The organism is Aequorivita aurantiaca (assembly GCF_030410135.1).
GTDB classification, from domain to species: Bacteria; Bacteroidota; Bacteroidia; order Flavobacteriales; family Flavobacteriaceae; genus Aequorivita; species Aequorivita aurantiaca.
On sequence record NZ_JAUGQQ010000001.1, the window covers coordinates 554,354 to 573,794 of the forward strand.

Annotated in this window: 14 protein-coding genes; 7 read left to right on the top strand and 7 right to left on the bottom strand. The window is 40.5% G+C overall.

Features of this window, described 5'->3' with window-relative positions; translation table 11 throughout:
- Positions 1-49: 49 nt before the first annotated feature.
- The 4 genes from pth to serS are packed head-to-tail and all read left to right on the top strand — an operon-like array spanning position 50 to position 4,263.
- Positions 50-685: an aminoacyl-tRNA hydrolase gene (gene pth, locus QRD02_RS02610; RefSeq protein ID WP_290253338.1), complete on the top strand. Its 636-nt coding sequence runs from the start codon at positions 50-52 to the stop codon at positions 683-685.
- Positions 686-687: 2 nt separating this feature from the next.
- On the top strand, positions 688-1,620 hold the full coding sequence (locus tag QRD02_RS02615) for a bifunctional riboflavin kinase/FAD synthetase (protein ID WP_290253339.1): 933 nt from the start codon (positions 688-690) through the stop codon (positions 1,618-1,620).
- A complete protein-coding gene (locus tag QRD02_RS02620; RefSeq protein WP_290253340.1) occupies positions 1,613-2,950 on the top strand; it encodes an HTTM domain-containing protein in 1,338 nt (445 codons plus the stop codon). The genes QRD02_RS02615 and QRD02_RS02620 overlap by 8 nt, the downstream gene beginning before the upstream one ends.
- A 41-nt stretch (positions 2,951-2,991) precedes the next feature.
- Positions 2,992-4,263, top strand: coding sequence for a serine--tRNA ligase (gene serS, locus QRD02_RS02625; RefSeq protein ID WP_290253341.1), 1,272 nt, complete (start codon positions 2,992-2,994; stop codon positions 4,261-4,263).
- A 142-nt stretch (positions 4,264-4,405) separates the two neighbouring features.
- On the opposite strand, the gene QRD02_RS02630 is transcribed toward serS, so the two are convergent.
- The 4 genes from QRD02_RS02630 to QRD02_RS02645 all read right to left on the bottom strand — a co-directional run bounded on the left by QRD02_RS02630 (position 4,406) and on the right by QRD02_RS02645 (position 12,206).
- Entirely contained in the window at positions 4,406-6,649 is a 2,244-nt protein-coding gene (locus tag QRD02_RS02630) for an inorganic phosphate transporter (protein ID WP_290253342.1), read from the bottom strand.
- A gap of 77 nt (positions 6,650-6,726) precedes the next feature.
- Complete coding sequence (locus QRD02_RS02635) at positions 6,727-7,926, bottom strand: porin (protein ID WP_290253343.1); 1,200 nt, start codon at positions 7,924-7,926, stop codon at positions 6,727-6,729.
- Positions 7,927-8,372: 446 nt separating this feature from the next.
- Positions 8,373-9,398 (bottom strand): beta-helix domain-containing protein, encoded by a 1,026-nt coding sequence (locus QRD02_RS02640; RefSeq protein ID WP_290253344.1) that lies wholly within the window; start codon positions 9,396-9,398, stop codon positions 8,373-8,375.
- Between the two features lie 33 nt (positions 9,399-9,431).
- Positions 9,432-12,206, bottom strand: a complete 2,775-nt coding sequence (locus QRD02_RS02645; RefSeq protein ID WP_290253345.1) for a TonB-dependent receptor — start codon at positions 12,204-12,206, stop codon at positions 9,432-9,434.
- A 170-nt stretch (positions 12,207-12,376) separates the two neighbouring features.
- Here QRD02_RS02645 and QRD02_RS02650 point away from each other — a divergent pair, with 170 nt between their 5' ends.
- The gene (locus QRD02_RS02650) at positions 12,377-13,708 is read left to right on the top strand and encodes a deoxyguanosinetriphosphate triphosphohydrolase (protein ID WP_290253488.1); all 1,332 of its coding nucleotides are present in this window, start codon (positions 12,377-12,379) and stop codon (positions 13,706-13,708) included.
- A 165-nt stretch (positions 13,709-13,873) separates the two neighbouring features.
- The gene (locus QRD02_RS02655) at positions 13,874-16,462 is read left to right on the top strand and encodes a T9SS-dependent M36 family metallopeptidase (protein WP_290253346.1); all 2,589 of its coding nucleotides are present in this window, start codon (positions 13,874-13,876) and stop codon (positions 16,460-16,462) included.
- A 51-nt stretch (positions 16,463-16,513) separates the two neighbouring features.
- Here the strand turns inward: QRD02_RS02655 and QRD02_RS02660 are convergent, their stop codons facing one another.
- On the bottom strand, positions 16,514-18,292 hold the full coding sequence (locus QRD02_RS02660; RefSeq protein ID WP_290253347.1) for a 1-deoxy-D-xylulose-5-phosphate synthase: 1,779 nt from the start codon (positions 18,290-18,292) through the stop codon (positions 16,514-16,516).
- Between the two features lie 97 nt (positions 18,293-18,389).
- Between QRD02_RS02660 and QRD02_RS02665 the strand changes: the two genes are divergently transcribed.
- Positions 18,390-18,839, top strand: coding sequence for a nucleoside deaminase (locus tag QRD02_RS02665; protein WP_290253489.1), 450 nt, complete (start codon positions 18,390-18,392; stop codon positions 18,837-18,839).
- Positions 18,840-18,892: 53 nt separating this feature from the next.
- Here the strand turns inward: QRD02_RS02665 and QRD02_RS02670 are convergent, their stop codons facing one another.
- Together QRD02_RS02670 and QRD02_RS02675 are read right to left on the bottom strand one after the other, a co-directional pair.
- A complete protein-coding gene (locus QRD02_RS02670) occupies positions 18,893-19,090 on the bottom strand; it encodes a cold-shock protein (RefSeq protein ID WP_290253348.1) in 198 nt (65 codons plus the stop codon).
- A gap of 86 nt (positions 19,091-19,176) precedes the next feature.
- Positions 19,177-19,422: a hypothetical protein gene (locus tag QRD02_RS02675; RefSeq protein ID WP_290253349.1), complete on the bottom strand. Its 246-nt coding sequence runs from the start codon at positions 19,420-19,422 to the stop codon at positions 19,177-19,179.
- Positions 19,423-19,441: the final 19 nt, after the last annotated feature.

Here is a 19,441-nt window from a genome sequence, read left to right on the forward strand (position 1 = left end):
CCGTTAATTCGGGGTGCTTTTTTTATTTTTACCGAAGTTAGTCAACTGTATGTTTTCATTCATCAAAAAACTTTTTACGGCAAAAGATGCCGATCTTATTTCAGAAGAAACCGATCCAATGAAAAAATTTCTTATTGTAGGTTTGGGCAATATTGGCCCTAAATATGCAAACACTCGGCACAACATTGGCTTTAAAATGGTCGACTTTTATGCCGAAAAAAATTCGCTATCGTGGGAAACCGGTAAGTTGGGCGATATTACCACGCATAAACTAAAAGGAAGAACCTTAATTTTTCTTAAGCCGAGCACCTATATGAACCTAAGCGGAAAGGCTGTAAATTACTGGCTGGACAAAGAAAAGGTTCCCTTGGAAAATATGTTGATAATTACGGACGATCTAAATTTGGCATTCGGCACCATACGTATAAAAACCAAGGGAAGCGACGGTGGCCACAACGGTTTGAAAGATATCCAAAATACCTTGCAGACTACAAACTACAATCGATTTCGTTTCGGGATAAGCGATGCGTTTTCAAAAGGACGACAAGTAGATTATGTGCTGGGTGAATGGAACGCGGAAGAGGAAAACCAACTGCCCGAGCGAATGGAATTAGGATGCAATATTATAGAGTCATTTGTTCTTGCGGGAATCAACATTACTATGAACACCTTTAACGGAAAATAATTTTGAAGCAGTATTCTTCCGCATCGGCATATAAAAATACCCGTCAAAGTGTTGTCACAATCGGTACTTTCGACGGTGTGCATATTGGCCACAGGGCAATTTTGAAGCGCGTGGTTGAAACCGCAAAAAATGAAAATCTCCAATCAACTGTGCTCACCTTTTTTCCACATCCAAGAATGGTGCTGCAAGATAATGCAGAAATCCAGCTCCTAAATACCATTGAGGAACGCGCCCAATTGCTTAACAAAACGGGTCTGGACCATTTGATTATCCATCCTTTCACCCATGCCTTTTCCCGCTTGACTGCACTTGAATACGTTCGCGATATTTTGGTGACTAGCCTAAAGGCGAAAAAAATTATTATAGGATATGACCATCGTTTCGGGAGAAATAGAAATGCAAACATTGATGATTTAAAGGAATATGGCAAAACCTATGACTTTGGGGTAGAGGAAATTTCCGCGAGGGAGTTGGACGATGTTGCCATTAGCTCCACCAAAATCCGAAAAGCACTGAACCAGGGCGATGTGGAAACTGCCAACAAATATTTGGGTTATAATTTCATGATTTCCGGCACGGTGGTGAAGGGAAAAGCCATCGGTCGTACCATTAAATATCCAACCGCCAATTTACATTTGGCGGAATCTTATAAACTCATTCCCAAAAATGGAGTTTACGTGGTGCAATCCCAAATTGATGGCGAACTAATTTATGGTATAACCAGCATTGGTACCAACCCAACTGTGGGAGGAAAGGAAAAAACCATCGAAACCTATTTTATTGATTTCAATAAGGATTTGTACGGTACCGAAATTACCGTTGAGTTTTTAACATACATTCGCGAAGAAACTTCCTTTGATTCCCTGGAAAGTCTTCGACTAGAAATTATTAATGACGAAATTATTGCGAAGCAATTTATAAAAGACCGTGAATAGGTTTCTTTTCAAACAAATCGACAACATTGGTCTCGTTCTTTTTAGGGCGGTGTTCGGGCTTTTAATTACCATCGAAGCTTTTGGCGCAATTGCCACGGGATGGGTGCGGCGCACTTTGGTGGAAACCCCGTTCACCTTCAATTTTATTGGTTTCGATTTTTTGCAACAGCTGCAAGGCCCGGGCATGTACTATTACTTTGCCATTATGGGAATTTTTGGAATTTTCGCTACCATCGGTTTCAAGTATAGAATTAGTATGGTTGTCTATGCCGTAATGTGGACTTGCGTCTATTTAATGCAGAAAAGCAGCTATAACAACCATTATTATTTAATGATGCTGTTGTGCTGGATAATGGCTTTTTTGCCGGCGCATCGCTGGTTTTCCGTTGACGCGAAGATGAACCCGGAAATTAAAACGCCCTCCATGCCGCGATGGGTGCTTTTGATTTTAATCCTGCAAGTTTGGATAGTCTATACATATGCCTCTGTTGCCAAGTTATACCCCGATTGGCTCGATGCATCCATGGCCGCATTGTTGATGGAAGGAAGAAAGCACTACTGGCTCATCGGCGATTTGCTTCAGCAAAGCTGGGTGCACTGGGCAATTGCCTATACGGGAATTTTGTTTGATTTGCTTATAGTCCCTTTAATGCTTTGGAAACGTACCCGCCTTCTTGGATTTATCGTATCAATATTTTTTCATCTTTTCAATTCAATCGTTTTTCAGATTGGCATATTTCCCTATATGTCCATTGCTTTTGCCCTGTTTTTCTTTTCTCCGGAAATTCTTAGAAAAAGATTTCTTCCAAAGAAAATATTATATACGGGCAATGAAGTGATAGTACCAAATTATAGGAACGGATTAATTGCGGTTCTTGCTATTTACTTTGCCTTTCAAATCGGTTTGCCGCTGCGGCACTGGTTTTTTAAGGACGATGTACTCTGGACGGAAGAAGGACACAGGCTTAGCTGGAGAATGATGTTGCGCTCCAAAAGCGGCTCACTCACGGTTTTTGTAGTTGATAAGGCAAAGGGCGTGCGGGAAAGATATAATTACAGCGTCCTGTTGGGCCCAAAACAACAGCGTTCCGTGGCTACAAAACCTGACATAATGTGGCAACTTGCGCAAAAAATAAAAACAATCGAAGCCGAAAAAGGGCGCGATGTTGCTGTTTTTATGGAGGCCATGGTTCGGGTGAACAATGGGAAATATCATCCATTGACCAATCCGCAGGTAGATTTGGCTGCAGAGAAATGGTCGCATTTTACACATAGCGAATGGATTTTGCCATCGCCAAAGGATTATAATGAAAAGCCTGACACAGAATAACGTGATTTTTCTAACTTTGCGCTTCAATCTAAATCTGCAATATGCTACAGGTAACCGACATTCGCGAAAACAAGGAAAAATATATAAAAGCACTCGCTAAGCGGGGCATTGACGCAACTTCAGTTTTAGAAGAAGTTTTAAATGCCGATGAAGAACGCCGAAGCTCACAGGCACAATTGGATGAGGTTTTGGCGCAGAGCAATTCTTATTCAAAGGAAATCGGGAAACTATTTCAAACCGGCGAAACCCAAAGAGCGAATGAACTGAAAGAAAAAACAGTTCAGCTGAAAGAATCTTCAAAACAACTGAATGAACAAATGCTCGCCGCTGCCGAAAAATTGCAGCAATTGCTGTATTCCCTGCCAAACATCCCAAATGAATTGGTGCCGGCCGGAACCGATGAAAATGACAATGAACAAGTTTATGCTGAAGGAGAGATACCAAAATTGGTTGATGGGGCATTGCCACACTGGGAACTGGCAAAAAAATATGACCTGATTGATTTTGAGCTCGGCGTTAAAATTACCGGCGCTGGATTTCCGGTTTATAAGGGAAAAGGAGCGCGTTTGCAAAGAGGTTTGATTTCCTATTTTCTTGATAAAAACACTTCCGCTGGCTACACTGAATATCAAGTGCCACATCTGGTGAACGAAGCGTCCGGCTTCGGAACGGGACAATTGCCCGACAAGGAAGGGCAGATGTACCACGTGGGCATTGATGATTTATATTTAATTCCAACGGCAGAAGTTCCCGTAACAAATATGTTCCGTGGCAATTTGCTAACCCATAGCGAATTGCCCATAACCTGCACCGGATACACTCCGTGCTTTCGAAGAGAAGCTGGAAGTTACGGCGCCCATGTTCGAGGGTTAAACCGATTGCATCAATTTGATAAAGTTGAAATAGTTCGAATTGAACATCCCGATAATTCCTACGCTGCCTTGGACGGAATGGTGGCACATGTAAAAGAAATTCTGCGCGAGCTGAAATTGCCGTATCGCATTCTTCGACTTTGTGGTGGCGATTTGGGTTTTACCTCTGCCTTGACATATGATTTTGAAGTATTTTCCACGGCACAGGACCGTTGGCTGGAAATTTCTTCGGTTTCGAATTTTGAGACTTTTCAGGCCAATCGATTGAAACTGCGTTTTAAGGACACCGATGGCAAGAATAAACTTGTGCACACGTTGAACGGAAGTGCCTTGGCATTACCAAGGGTTTTGGCGGGTATTCTCGAAAACTATCAAACTGACAAGGGCATCAAAATTCCGGAAGTATTGGTGCCATATTGTGGATTTGATTTTATTGATTGATTTTTTTCCTATTCAATTTTACAATGGAAACTCTAATTTGAATAATACGGCTAGTTTTCCTGTGAAAGCGTTGTACATAATTGCATAAAAAAAAGGAGCCGCTTTGGGGCTCCTTTTTTCTGATTTATAGAATGAAGTTTAGTTATGATTTTTTATAACTTGAATAATATTCATCCATCAAATTCATTAATGCCTTCACCAAATCTTTTGTTTCCAGCAAAATACTGAAATATAAGGTAGTGTTTTTAGGGCTCGACTCCTCTGTTCGGGTGCGCGCTATCTGCTTTTCTATCTTATTTGAAAGACTTGTAAAAATTTCCTCCTTTTTTGCCAGTACATTTTTTATGCGCTGGAACTCTTTTTTGTGGAAGATGTCATCGATCTCATTCAAAAGTTCTTCCAAATGCTGATCTATTTCCTGCAAATCCTTTATTTGATTAAAACGAAGCGCCTTGTGGTTATTATTCACGTGCTTATAACTGGCCTTCGAAATAAATTCCAAGGATTGCACCACATCCGTTAGATAGCCTAAAATTATAATATAAAAGTTACTGCCGCGAACGCTTGTTTCATCCAGGTTTTTAATGAAATAGAAAATGTTGTCGCGCAATTCCTCTACTTCATCGGTTAGTTTGCTTACTCCCTTTTTGCTCTTTTTCAGTTTTTTGGTATCCTGTTTGGCTAAGCCACGAAGCATATCGCTATAAATTTTATTCGTACGGGAAACCACGTTGCTAATATTTTCGGCACTTTCCTGAATGATGCCTTGTACCGTTTTGCTCTCTGTTTTCTTTAGTCCGGATTTGTCCAGCTTCACTTTCACTTTGTTTTTATGGGATAGGTAGTTGCGAACCAATAAAAGAATGGCCATTAATAATAGCACGGCAATCATTGCTCCTCTACCTATATATATAAGATAGGTAAGCGTTCCGGCTGCAGCAAAGGCCACAAATGCTGTAAAAAACCAGCCACCTATAACGTTCAGTACTCCGGCCACTCGGTAAACAGCGCTTTCGCGACCCCAAGCTCTATCTGCCAAAGATGTTCCCATCGCTACCATAAACGTTACGTAGGTTGTTGAAAGTGGCAGTTTCATTGAGGTGGCGGTAGCAATCAAAATTCCGGCAACAACAAGGTTTATGGAAGCTCGAATCATATCAAAAGCCGGCAATTCATAAGTTTTATGTTTTGGAAGGTTGATTACAGGTTTTTCAAAACGTTTGTCCAATTTTTGTTGAAGAGATTGCGGCACGATGTAATTGAAATAGTTAGAGAGCTGGGTGCCGGATTTAACCAGAATTCGCGCAAACATGTTCGGATTGAATTTCTCATGCCCTTCTCCCTGTCGTGCAAGATCAATTTCAGTATCGGAAACGGAGCGTGCTTTTTTCGAAAACCACAGCGTCAGCACCATTATACCACCCGAAAGGAAAAGTAAAAGAGGTTCTGCAGGAACTTGTTGTGCAAGGCTGTCCATGCTGTATTCAGTGGCCGCTACTCCCGAGGTGGACCAATCAATATAACTGTGGTATGCCGCCATGGGTACCCCAATAAAATTCACCAGGTCATTCCCCGCAAAAGCGAGCGCAAGACTAAAAGTTCCCGCAGCAATTACAACAATGAGAATATTCTTTTTGAAAATCATCATAAATAGCTGGGAAAAAACGGTCCAAACAATGAAGCTAATGCCTATTAACAACCACGTGTCCGCTTCCACTACACCTTTAAAATTATCGTAAAATGGCGTTCCCTTTAAGCCTTTCATCAAAATGAAATAACTTATGGAAGTAAGGGCAAGACCTCCGAAGATTGCGCCAAAATATTTCATGCGCTGCTCTGCGTGGAAGGTGAAAATAAGTCGGGACAGGTATTGCACAACCATCCCCACAGTAAAGGCAATACCCACGGAGGCAACAATTCCAAAAATAATATCCGGCACCTTATCTGCATTAATATAATTGACGAGCGCGGAAATGCCTTCGGTATCGGAATGTCCTATTTTTATGAGAGCCATAATGACCGCGGCTCCCAAAAGTTCAAAAACTATGGAAACTGTAGTGGAGGTGGGTAATCCAATGGTATTGAAAAAATCCAGCAACAAAATATCGGTTATCATCACTGCCATGAAAATGATCATAATTTCATCAAAATAGAATTGCGAAGGTTGAAAGATTCCATTTCGCGCCACTTCCATCATACCACTGGAAAAACTGGCGCCAATAAAAATGCCGAGACTGGCAATAAGCAATATTCCCTTAAAGGGAATTGCTTTGGAACCGATTGCTGAATTCAAAAAGTTTACCGCGTCATTGCTCACGCCAACCACTAAATCTGCAACGGCAAGTGCCGCAAGGGCAACGATCATTAATAAATAAATATTATCCATTTGTCTATTGATTAAGTTGGTGCAAATTTCCCATAATAAACAGGATTGATTGTTACCAAATGGTTAAGTGTATATTTTTAAAAATGCAAATCAAATCCCAAGCGATATTCTATAAAACTGCTTTCACCCCCTACGGTTGCATAGGTTACATCGGTTTGCACTTTCAACTTATGCCCAACAATATATTTTGAACCGCCCAGGGTAAATAGATTTTGTGCATCATTATCTGAAAAATTAGTGTCGGGAATAATGGATGTAAACCGTCCGGCAACTTCCCAATTCGACTTAAAAACATAGCCGGCCTGAAAATTAAATCCCTGCCCGATATATACTTCTTGTTGAGTAAAGGAACCATCGCTATTTTTTGCAAGCGGGTCTTCAGCATCGCGATAGCTATATTCCCCCATGACGGAAAATCCGTTGTATTTAAACATTGCATCAATAAAGAGCGTGCTAATGTTGGTTTCGTAAAAACCAATGTCGTTTTCCATATAACTGCCTTGGTTACTTCGGGTTTTTACGGCATCCACATTAACGTCAAAGGTTGCGCCGATGGAGAGTTTTGGAGTTTTTTCGCGATAAATATCACCGCCAATATAGTCGCCCTTTTCAATAAACTTGCCAAATGGAAGAATTTCCACTCGAGTTGTGTATTGCAGACCGCCGAGATTTCCAGTAACCACATTTCTTCCTTCACCTTGGGACACGGCAAACATTTCTCTTATATGAAAATTTTCGGCGGCCTTAAAATTATGGCGCAATTGGAGGCCCAAATCTCTATCAATGTTGAATAAACTATTCATTCGGGAACGGTCTATAAACTGAAGATTTGCTGAAGAAACAACGCGCTCCCTGTTCCCCGGAAGCTTGGTCTGTCCGGCCCAGAGCTCCAAATTTTTGTAGAAATTCCACATTATTACGGCATCATAAATAATTCTTGGTGCATTACCGGTGAATTCTGATTCGCCCGCCATATCAAAATTTGAAAATCCCAGCTCAATTTTATACCGCAGTTTTGGAGAATATGCGAATCCGTCAAACTTAAGCCGGGCGCGGCGGATGTTGAAACTTTGGGTACTCTTTCCAAATCGATCCTCTTCATATTCCCAAAGAGAAAGTGCGCGCATTTGAATTCTTGGCGCAAAACGTACGCTCCACGTGCTGTCCTTGCCAACAAAGTTCAACATTCCCTCGCCGAATTTTGGAGTTGTTATTTGCGAATGGGCCGTGGATAGGGAAAATATTAAAATCCCAAATAGAAATATCTTACGGTTCATTAAAATTCGTTTTTAGTTTTTGTCGCTGCAAAGGACTTACTTTTCGGGAAAATGAATGTTTCCGAAATGTTAAGCAACCTTTCAAACTTCTTATAAATTTATAAAAAAAAGGGCTGTCCAAGAAGAACAGCCCATTTTGGAAATCTAGTCGACAAAAACTAAACGATTTCAACAATTGCCTTTTTATAGGCAAAACAAAGAAAGAATTTAATTTCTTTCACCATATAGAATTAGGTTTACCAAATCGTTAAATCATAATATGCATTTCGAAAATGTTCTTTAACAAACTATAAAACAATAGAATAGCGCCTCAAAGTTAATTTAAGGTTATGAAATAGTTTTCCTGAGGTTAATTTTATTCATTAAGGGAAAACCTTGCACGGCGAAAATAAAAGAGTCTCCTGTTTTCGAGAGACCTTTTTAAAAATTGAACGATGCGGGATTGATTAATTATGTATCCAGTCCCAACCAGAAATATCTACCGGAGTTCCGTTGAAGACCTCATCTTCGGGCGTTGATAGTGGCGTACCGTTAACCACTATATTTTGGAGCGGTCCGTCATCTTTCATATCCACATTGGTGCCATAGCCCGTTAATTGGATATTCGTGAAAGTTCCCCCAGATTCTTTTTTAAATTGAAATGCGATGCCACTTCCGGGACTGCTAGTGTTGACCGCCGTTAAATTAACAAATGACGGATTGTTATTGTCGCCATCGCCCTCTATGGCAGTGGAAAAACTAGAGCCATTGTTCAATATATAGGTGTTGGTAATTGTACCGCTCCAACCCTCAGTCCAATCTACGGAGTCATCTTCATTATTTTCAAAATATAAATTAGTTGCGGAAACAGTTCCGCCGAAAAACTCAATGCCGTCATCGGCACCATCTATCACCGCAACATTTTCGATTTGCGTGCCAGAGCCTACCGCATAAAGTGTTAAACCATTGTACTGCGATTCGGAATTGATTTGTGCTCCCGCCCCGCGAATTATCAAATATTTAATGGAGCCCGAATTATCGGCATCATCATTTCCTCCGTAGATTAATCCACCAACTTCCCCGGTAACATTTATACCTTCCGTTGTTGTTGCTTTTCCGCAGAGCAGTAAACCGCCCCAATCGCCGGTGTTGTTATTTGCAGATCGCATTACGACAGGGTTTGATGAGGTGCCCTGAATATCGATTTTTCCTCCCTGTTCCACGGCAATATAACGATCCGTTCCTACTTGGGAAATGATAGTGGTTCCTGCAGGAATGGTGAGTTTGGCGCCGGCCTTTACAAGGTATGGACCCGTTAGCGTGTATTGCTCGGAGGCTATTAAAATTCTATCCGATTGCAATGAGCCGGAGAGTTGTGTGTTTTCAATAGGTTCTTCTTCAGTTGTTGAAAAATCGTCGTCACTGCTACATCCCGAAAGGAATAGAGTGCTTATTGTTGCCATTGCCAATGTAAAATTTTTAATGTTTTTCATTTTCGTTTTTAGTTTAAGTTAGACATTCGTTGTTTAAAAGTTATAATTTAGGTTTATGCCCAATAGCGCACCTTGGGTGTATGAAAGCACTGTTTCTTCGGTCTCAATTTGCGTGGTGCTTGGCTTTATAAGTTGGGTGCGTTCTATTTCCGGGTTTAAAATATTTTTCGCTGAAATCCCTATTTTGAAATTCTGTGAGATTTCTTTACTGAGTATCAAATCCAGCGTTATATATCCTTTTTCAATAATTGCATCGTTATAATTCACATCGCCCGAAGTTTGAAAAGCAGGCGAGCCAAGAGCATAAATTTTTTCAGAGGAATAATTGCCGGAAATAGTGGCTTCGAATGGATTCTGGCTGCCTTTTCGGAAATTCAGCGAGCCGTTTATTATCCAATTCGCGGCTCCTTGAAGGCCGGTTTCGGTGAGACCCTTATACCGGAAAGTTCGGATTAAATTACCGGCTTCGTTAAAAACTTCTTTTAAATCCTGTTTGTGCCACATTCTTGCAACATTAACATTGAGTTTTAAAAGGGGGTTTTCATCGCTGGACAAAATATTTACACGCCCTTCCATTTCTAAGCCATAAACCTCGGCTTGGTTCCCCGCATTGAAATAAGAAAAAACCCCCGCAGCACCCCTGTCCAACACTTTATTGATTGGGTTTTCAATTTGTTTGTAAAAGCCTGTAAGGGATAGCAATTGATCTTTTGTGGGAAAGTATTCCCATTTAAGATCGAAATTTCTGTTTAGGGAAGCTTCAATTTCGGGATTCCCTCGCGTAACTTGGCCAATAGGAGAAACATATTCAAAGGGAGCAATTTCTTTAAATTCGGGAAGGGTAGTGGTATAGCTGTTCGCGAAACGAATGTTTTGTTTTTGATTTAGGGCATATTTTAAATTGACCGATGGAAATACCCTACGGTACTCTTTTTCCGTGCTGCCTTTTCTACCGGGGAAATTGTTGACGTCCCAGTTAACATCAATATTATCACTTTGAAACCTTAAACCGGCCTGCACTGTTATTTTCCCACGAACTCCGGTAACGTTTGCATATCCCGCTATGGAATTATGGGTTCCGAAATAGATATCGGGCGGAAGCGTGTTTCTTTTTAAAAGACCATTGTTGAAGTTTTGTTGTGTGAATATTCCAGACATTTCATCAATGGAGGGCGGGTTGACAGCATTCGTAACTGTTTCTTCCACACCATAAAATTGCGAACCAAAATCACGGGTTTTGTTCCGGAAAGTGCCACCAATGTTTATGTTGAAAATGTCCTCGTCACCATTTATAATTTTGAGTAAATTGTCCAACCGTCCATTATATTCAATATCTTCAATTTTTTGTACACTTTTTCGTTGCTGAAAACCACCATTACGCCCCAGTTGAACCAAGTTTTCATTGAAATTCAATTCATTGCGGATACGGTTTGGTTCGTCAGCATTTAAAAAATTGTATCCGGCGGCCCAGTTCAAATCATATTTTTCATGTAAAGAGTGCTCGGCAATAAACTGGGTCACGGAAAGTAGGGTTTGCTTGAGGTTTTGGTCCCGAACAAATTGTGACAAACCTTCCTGCGGATCCGTTTCCTCATAAATAATGGCCTCGCCGGAACGTCCGCCTTCGAAAACTTCGTCCTCAATTTTGTTTATCAATAAAGTGTTCAATTGAATATTGTGCCTGTCATTAGCCCTAAATCTGAGATTAAATAATCCCGAAGTGGCTATTTCTTTTTTCCACGAAATGGCATCTGGAATTATATCGTCCAAAAAGTTGGAACGATATTGTTTAAAAACCCCTTCCTTATATTCATAATCCGTTGTTTGTCCCGCGGTTAAAAGGACGCTCAATTTATTGCCAATTCTTGTTCCGGCACTGAGGGAATAGGAATTGTTTATTGGGAATTCCGCAGGGTCCGGATCCCAGCTTTGTTTCGTGATTGCCTGATATGTGGGCATACTTTTTTTATAGAAACCGAGCGATACATCTTTAAAATTGGGCGAAACCTTAAAATTCTTGAACACGTCCTCCTTCATAATATTCGTATTAACGGAACCGCTGACCCCTAAAGTGAGGAGCTTGCTGCCCGAAAGTTGCCCGGTTTTAATGTCAATATTTCCGGCGGCCTGATCAGCAGAAATATTTGGCGATGTGGTTTTACTAACTTCAATGCTTTCAATAAGTCGGGTGGGGAAGAGATTTAGGTTTATATTCTTTCTTTCAATATTATCCGAAGGAATAGGAAGTCCATTAAGGGTGGTATATAAATATCGGTCGCCAAGCCCGCGAACGAAAATAGCATCGTTGCCTTCCGATTTGGTAATGCCCGAAATTTTAGAAGTTGCCGCTGCGGCATCGGAAACGCCCAGTTTTTGCAATTGTTCAGCGCCAATACTTTCCCTGATTTCTACGGCTTTTTTCTGGTCCAATAATAGGGCGACCTCACTCACCCTTCGTGTTGTGGTTTTTACAACCACTTCCTCAAGAGCCGCCGCGCTGGCGCTCATGGGCACATTTAAACTTGTAATTTCCTTGGCATTGACGGTAACATTCGGAATTTCGACGCTGTTGTAGCCAATAAAACTATAAACTACTGTATAAACGCCGGGTTTTAAATTTTCAATTTTATAAAAACCATCCATAGCTGAGGTTACGCCAATGGAAGTGCCTTTTAAAACAACATTCGCAAAGGGTAGCGGTTCATTATTATAGTCTGAATCTGTCAGTTTGCCTACAATTGCCCCACTTTCCTGGGCATAGATTAATGTGGAAAAAAAGAGTAGAAAAAGTTGAAATGTAATCTTCATTTTTGTCGGTTTGATTTATTGGTGCAAAGAAAACTTTCCAATGTAAAGTCGGGGTTAAATGGCTATTACCAATTAGTCATTTTAGGGTTATCGGAAGGTTAATTTGAATTAAAAAAAATTGTAATCCTGGTATTGAAAATGGTATCTTGTCGCAAATTTTAAAGAATATGATGCAATGGGAACAGCTGCTCTCCTTACGGAAGCAGGGCATTAAAAATAAAAGGATCAGAATAGAAGAGAACGAAACCCGTTTGGGCTTTGAGGTGGATTATGACCGCGTTATTTTTTCGGCTGCTTTCCGAAGTTTGCAAGACAAAACCCAAGTAATACCACTTTCAAAAACCTCATTTGTACACACACGACTCACGCACAGCCTTGAGGTTTCCGTAGTTGGGCGCTCGTTGGGAAGAATTGTGGGCAAGGAAATATTAAAGAAACATCCGCACTTGCAGAATGTGCACGGTTATCAATTCAATGATTTTGGCGCCATTGTAGCCGCCGCCGCGCTATCTCACGATATTGGAAATCCACCATTTGGGCACAGTGGTGAAAAAGCCATCGGCGATTATTTTTTGAATGGAAATGGCCTTCGTTTCAAAAACCAACTTTCCGAAAAGGAATATCAGGATTTAGTGGATTTTGAAGGAAACGCGAACGGATTCAAAATTTTGACCGAAACAAAAAACGGAGTAGCGGGTGGATTGCGATTGACTTATGCCACACTTGGCGCTTTTATGAAATACCCAAAACAGTCACTTCCCAAAAAACCTTCAGCCCACGTAGCCGATAAAAAATTCGGCGTTTTTCAAAGTGAATTGGATTTTTTTGATGAAGTGGTCACGGAACTCGGCCTCTCGAGCCGAAATGAAAATTGCTACGCGCGCCATCCATTAACCTTTTTGGTAGAAGCGGCCGATGATATTTGTTATACCCTAATAGATTTTGAGGACGGGATAAATCTCGGTTTAATTGAAGAGGAGATTGCATTGGAATACTTGATCAACCTAGTTCGGGACAACATTCGGAAAGATGTTTATTACAGCCTGAAAACTTCGCAGGATAGATTGGCCTACTTACGTTCCCTTGCCATAAATACCTTAATTTCTGAGGCTGCTAATATTTTTGTTGGCAATGAAGACGAAATATTAAAGGGGACTTTTTCGGAAGGCTTGCTTGAAAAGAGCCAATATCGTGCACAGATTGCGGATATTATAAAAATCAGTGTTGAGAAAGTTTACCAAAGCGCCGAGGTGAGGGAAAAGGAAATCGCTGGTTATACGATACTTTCTACCTTACTCGATGTTTTCACTACGGCTTATGAAAATCATTATCTCGGAAAAGCCCGTCATTATGACAACCTATTATTGAAAATGTTAGAAGGGGATCTTTCCCAAAAGCCCAATTCGGTTTATGCTTATGTTATGGAATGTTGCAGTTTCATTTCAAGACTTACGGATGGAAATGCTCTACAAATTTTCCAGAAAGTAAAAGGAAATTTATAGTTGTTGCGCTTCAACGAAAGAAAGAATGTTAAAAGTTAAACTTAGATAGGTTTAATCACCAATTTTATGATATTTTTATAAATTCTATTTTTAGAAATTTTATATCAAAACAATTTTGGTCAATCATTTCTGATCGTAATCACCTAAAAACTTAATTTTTATCTTATGAAAAAAATTTTTTACTTAATTATCATTTTTGCTGTAAACGTATCCTTTGGTCAGGATTACAGCAGTGTGATAAAATCGTACCTTCAACAGAACCGAACGCAATTTTCGCTACAGCAGCAGGATATTTCGGATATTTCCATTGCCTCTCAAGGTTCCTCAAAAACCATGAATGTGCACAATGTGTATGTTGAACAGCGTCACCAAGGAATTAAAGTTTTCAATTCCGTATCTCCTTTCGTTATTAAGGATGGAGCAGTTTTAAATGCAAAACTTTCCTTTACCGAAAATGTAGCGGCTAAGGTTAACAGCAAAACTCCATCCATTTCTGCGGTAATGGCCATTTCAAAAGCGGCAAACGCCTTGGGCTTGGACAATCCTTCAAACCTAAATTTGGTGGAAACGGTTTCCGATACTCGTTATATCTTCTCAAACGGAAATATTTCCTTGGAAAACATTCCCGTTGAATTGGTGTATCAAAAAATGGATGACACTGGCGCCCTAAAATTGGCGTGGGATTTAAGCATATATCTTTTGGATGCCTCTCATTATTATAGTGTTCGTATTGACGCACTCACAGGAAATTTATTGGACTCACACGATTGGGTTGTAAGCTGTAATTTCGAAGGCTCGCATTCCCACACCAATACTGGCAGTCTTCTTTTTGCAGATACTAAAGTAGAAAATGCTAGCCGTACGCTTGGCGATGGCGCTTCCTACCGTGTTTTTGCTCTTCCGCTAATTGCGCCAAATGATGGTGCCGACCAAATAGTTTCAGACCCGTCTGATCCTGTGGCGTCTCCATTCGGATGGCATGATTGGGACGGTGTTGCCGGCCCAGAATTTACTGAAACAAAAGGAAACAACGTTTTAGCTAATGAGGATAGAAACGGAAATAATGGTAACGGCGCAACCGCTGAAGGTGGCCCGACGCTTACTTTCGATTTTCCTTACAACCTTCCTCAAACTCCCGTTAACTTTTTAGATGCCGCAATCACCAATTTGTTCTATATGAACAACATGATTCACGATATTTTATACCACTACGGTTTTGATGAAGAAAGTGGAAACTTCCAAAAAAATAATTACGGCAACCCAGGAAACGGTAATGATTTTGTTGTTGCAGATGCCCAGGACGGCAGCGGGATGAACAATGCGAACTTTGGAACTCCTCCTGATGGTGGCGCGCCAAGAATGCAAATGTATCTTTGGAATGCTCCAGGTAAAATATTGGGAACCTTCCTTACTGTAAACAATGGTCCGTTGGCTGGAGTTTATTATGCAGCAGATTCGAATTTCGCTCCACCATTGCCAGTTTCCCCTCTAACCGCAGAGCTTGAAGTTATATCTGATAGCAGTGGCGATCCGCACGACGGTTGTAACACTATAACAAATGGCGCAGATTTGAATGGTAAAATAGTGGTGATTAGAAGAGGAACCTGTGCCTACAACATTAAAACACTCGCTGCGCAAAATGCGGGAGCTATTGCCGTTATTGTTGTGAATGATGTTCCCGGTGATCCACTTGCCATGGGAGGAAACGGATCAGGTATCACGATTCCTGCCGTTATGGTATATCAATCGGACGGAGAAGCTCTAATTTCTTCAATATTAAACGGAGATACCATTAACGCCACTTTAGAAGATGACGGTTCTGGAAACGACCCTTTCCAAAGAGATGGAGATCTTGACAATGTAATTATTGGCCACGAATATGGCCATGGCGTTTCAAACCGATTAACAGGTGGACCAAGCCAAGCCGGTTGTCTTCAAAATGAAGAGCAGATGGGTGAAGGTTGGAGTGATTATATTGGACTGATGTTAACCATGAAAGTTGGTGATTCCAGAAACGATTATCGCGGAATAGGAACATATGCACTTGGTGAAGGAATCGGCGGAAGAGGTTTAAGAACCAAATATTACAATACAGATTTTGCAGTGAATGATTTCACTTACAATAGTATTAAAACCCAAGCCGTTCCACATGGAATAGGTTCTGTATGGGCAACAATGTTATGGGATCTAACTTGGGACTTGATAGACCGTTACGGTTTTGATCCAGATGTTAAAAATGGTACTGGAGGAAATAACATTGCACTTCAATTAGTAATGGATGGAATGAAACTGCAACCATGTAGTCCCGGATTTGTGGATGGCCGTGATGCAATTCTTGAGGCAGACCAATTGTTGTATGGTGGTGTTAATAGATGTTTGATCTGGAGAGCTTTTGCTAAGAGAGGTCTTGGAGAAAATGCAATCCAAGGAAACACCAATAGTAGAGCTGATGGAACTGAAAATTTTGATGTTCCCGCTGGTTGTGAGTTGGGCGTTTCAGATAATGACGCGAACGGAATCAACTTTATTATTTATCCAAATCCTTCAAATGGAGAGCTTAGCATCCAATCTAGAATGGATGTTGGAGAAGCCGCAATCTCTATTTTTGATATGAATGGAAGAAAAGTGTTCAATCAAACTGTGGAACTTCGTCAAAGCGCCACTATCAATGCTTCTGGACTTACTTCTGGTATTTATTTAATGCAGATTGATAGTGCAGAAAGATCACAGACTACCAAATTGATAATCAATTAATTTTCCATCAAATAAATAAAGTTAAAAGAGGCTCAATCGAGCCTCTTTTTTTTATAGGTTTCGTTGAAATATTTCCTTAATTTTTTCAACTGAAATTCCAGTGATTTCCTGCAATTCTTGAATACTTCCATGCTCGGGAAACATATCGGGAATACCAACAATTTCAATTTTATTTTTATACCCGTTCGCAGCAGCGAATGAAGCTACGGAGGCGCCAAGACCCCCAACAATAGTGCCTTCTTCAACCGTAATAATTATTTTATGTTTTTTAAAAACCTTGTGTAGAAGCACTTCGTCAATCGGCTTAAGAAAACGGATATCAATCAAACTAAATTTCTTCCGTTGCTCCAACGGCAAGAGTGCCGTTGCTTCCAGGGCATTTTCTATTATTGTGCCAATGGTCAAAACAGCAATATCGGTTCCCTCTGTCAAGATGGTTGCTTTTCCTATTTCAACCAAGTCAAGTGGTTTTTGCCATTCCAGAATTTTTCCCCTCCCGCGCGGATAACGTATAAAAATTGGCAAGTCCAACCCTTGCTCAGCGGTGAACATTATATTACGAAGTTCAATTTCATTTCTTGGCGAGAAAATGATGAGGTTTGGAATACAATTGAGAAATGCCAAATCAAATATACCATGATGTGTGGCGCCGTCTTCCCCTACCAAGCCAGCACGATCCAGACAGAAAATTACCGGAATTTTTTGTAAACAAACATCGTGAATCACCTGGTCATAGGCCCTTTGCAAAAACGTGGAATAAATATTACAAAATACAACAAACCCCTGGGTGGCAAGGCCAGCTGCAAAGGTTACCGCATGTTGCTCTGCAATCCCGACATCGAAAGCTCTTTCGGGAAATACTTCCATCATGAATTTTAGGGAACTTCCCGTTGGCATTGCAGGGGTTATCCCTATTACCTTTTCATTTTTAGAAGCAAGCTCCACAAGCGTTTTTCCAAAAACATCCTGAAATTTTGGAGCAAGAATTTCCTTGCTTTTTGGCGCCAAATCACCGGTCAGGGAATCAAATTTCCCCGGGGCGTGATATACAACTTGGTTTTCTTCAGCCTGTCGTAGCCCTTTTCCCTTTGTGGTTATCAAATGAAGAACTTTTGGGCCGGATACATTTTTAAGTCGTTCCAATGCTGAAATTACGAGCATTAAATTATGGCCGTCAATGGGGCCGGAATAATTAAAATTTAGGGCCTCAAAAATATTGTCAGCTTCCTTTGCATTATCAAGCTTTACTTTCGTAAAATAGTTTTTCAACGCGCCAACACTGGGGTCAATTCCAATGGCATTGTCATTTAAAATTACGAGAATATTAGTATCCGTGTCCCCTGCGTGATTGAGAGCTTCGAATGCCATTCCGCTTGCAATGGAGGCGTCACCTACCACGGCAACATGTTGTTTTGAGAAATCTCCATTTAATTTGGAAGCGATCGCCATTCCTAGTGCTGCTGAAATCGCGGTACTACTGTGTCCTACTCCAAAAGTATCGTATTTGCTTTCCTCACGTTTGGGAAAACCGCTTATGCCGCCCAATTGTCTATTGGTGTGAAAAATATCTTTTCTGCCTGTGAGGATTTTATGGCCATAAGCTTGATGCCCGACATCCCAAACCAAGATATCATCAGGCGTATTGAACACATAATGCAAGGCAATGGTAAGTTCCACCACGCCTAAACTGGCACCCAAATGGCCTTCCTTTGTGGCCACAATATTTATAATAAATTCACGAAGCTCCTGCGCTAATTGCGGCAATTTTTCCTTCGGAATTTGCCGTAAGTCAACCGGCGTTTCTATTGTATTTAATATCTTTTCTGACACACAGTAAAGATACAGTTATTGCGAAATTGTTATTTGGTGAATTCGTTAATTTGTATTTTCGTTCCTGCTATTACCAAAAAATTCCTTCAACTTGAAAATAATTGATCCATACGACGATGCTTATTTTATGAAGCGTGCCCTTCAGGAGGCGGAAGCGGCTTATGAAAAAGGCGAAATTCCCATTGGTGCCGTCATTGTAATTAACAATCAAATAATCGCCCGTTCCCACAATCTTACCGAAACTTTGAACGATGTTACTGCACATGCCGAGATGCAAGCAATTACGGCAGCTGCCAACTTTTTAGGTGGAAAATATCTAATAAATTGCACGTTATATGTTACCATCGAGCCGTGCCAAATGTGTGCGGGGGCTCTTTTCTGGAGCCAAATTTCAAAAATTGTTTATGGCGCGCGGGACGAATTGAGGGGTTGTATTTCACTAAATACCAAATTGCATCCCAAAACAAACCTTATCGGGGGGATTATGGCAGCGGAGGCATCGCAACTGTTAAAACGGTTTTTTATCGAGAAAAGAAATTTGAATTAAAACAAAAAAGCCTTTCTCCAATGAAAGGCTTTTACCATCCGTAACGTATATCTTTAGTCGTGGATTACGCGAACTTTAGCCGCAACACGTCCTTTTCTTCCTTCTTCTTCTACATATTCTACTTTGTCGCCTTCATTAATAGCTTCGCCGTTAAGGCCGGTTACGTGTACAAAAATGTCCTTCCCGGTGTCGTCGTTTGTGATAAAACCGAAACCTTTTGATTCGTTAAAAAACTTTACTGTTCCTTCCATTTTAAAATAAAAAATAAATTAATACTCATACAAATGTATAATAAATCTGAATTCAAATGTTAAGGAAATCAAAATATTTTAATCGACTATATTTTTTTGTTTTTTTGATAATCGTGCATTTTTTGAATATTTTCCTTGGTTAGCATGTAATCTTTTACATTGCGGTTTTTCCATCGATAGTAGATGAAAAGAGGCATCAATACAAAAAATCCGGCCATTAGGCTTATTCCTATTACTAAATTCCCGGTTGCCTCATTGGTAGCTTTCACGTAGAATCCAATTCCTAAACTGATAAGAATTAAGATGAACAGAATGGTAAGGAAATATTTCATATTTTTTTTAGTTTTAGGT

Bases quoted from the DNA above. Each gene is read 5' to 3' on its own strand.
- pth (WP_290253338.1), top strand. From the start codon at position 50: ATGTTTTCATTCATCAAAAAACTTTTTACGGCAAAAGATGCCGATCTT.
- serS (WP_290253341.1), top strand. From the start codon at position 2,992: ATGCTACAGGTAACCGACATTCGCGAAAACAAGGAAAAATATATAAAA.
- QRD02_RS02630 (WP_290253342.1), bottom strand. From the start codon at position 6,649: ATGGATAATATTTATTTATTAATGATCGTTGCCCTTGCGGCACTTGCC.
- QRD02_RS02635 (WP_290253343.1), bottom strand. From the start codon at position 7,926: ATGAACCGTAAGATATTTCTATTTGGGATTTTAATATTTTCCCTATCC.
- QRD02_RS02640 (WP_290253344.1), bottom strand. From the start codon at position 9,398: ATGAAAAACATTAAAAATTTTACATTGGCAATGGCAACAATAAGCACT.
- QRD02_RS02645 (WP_290253345.1), bottom strand. From the start codon at position 12,206: ATGAAGATTACATTTCAACTTTTTCTACTCTTTTTTTCCACATTAATC.
- QRD02_RS02650 (WP_290253488.1), top strand. From the start codon at position 12,377: ATGCAATGGGAACAGCTGCTCTCCTTACGGAAGCAGGGCATTAAAAAT.
- QRD02_RS02655 (WP_290253346.1), top strand. From the start codon at position 13,874: ATGAAAAAAATTTTTTACTTAATTATCATTTTTGCTGTAAACGTATCC.
- QRD02_RS02670 (WP_290253348.1), bottom strand. From the start codon at position 19,090: ATGGAAGGAACAGTAAAGTTTTTTAACGAATCAAAAGGTTTCGGTTTT.
- QRD02_RS02675 (WP_290253349.1), bottom strand. From the start codon at position 19,422: ATGAAATATTTCCTTACCATTCTGTTCATCTTAATTCTTATCAGTTTA.